Origin of the sequence: Faecalibacterium sp. DFI.5.82 (genome assembly GCF_029076575.1) — a bacterium.
Taxonomy (GTDB): domain Bacteria; phylum Bacillota; class Clostridia; order Oscillospirales; family Ruminococcaceae; genus Faecalibacterium; species Faecalibacterium duncaniae.
The window spans coordinates 1-298 of the sequence record NZ_JARFIS010000828.1 but is presented as its reverse complement, the minus strand read 5'-3'; the positions used below and the strand labels follow the sequence as shown (position 1 = coordinate 298).

Here is a 298-nt window from a genome sequence, read left to right as displayed (position 1 = left end):
AATCAGATCGGTAATCCGCTTGGCGACTTTCTTCCATGTGAAATGCACATCCGGGCAGCCCTCCTTTTTGTAGTGCAGACCTTTTCCATCGTGATCTTCCCAGCTACCCCCAGCGCCGGACAGGGCGTGAGAGTGGCCGCCAGTGCCGTACTCATTCTTGAGAAAATCCACCTTTTCTTTGTCCGTATGGGGGTTCTGGTAAAAGGTGAAAATCCGGCCTTTACCACTTTCAAATCCGCTGCCTCTGGTCATGGCTGCGTCGATCTCGTCCTCTGTGATGAACTGCTTGACCGCAGGT

Annotated in this window: 1 protein-coding gene; it reads right to left on the bottom strand. The window is 53.0% G+C overall.

Going from position 1 to position 298, the window contains the following annotated elements:
* A partial coding sequence (locus tag P0G09_RS19095; RefSeq protein WP_275253457.1) for a hypothetical protein occupies window positions 1-298 on the bottom strand: 298 nt, incomplete at both ends.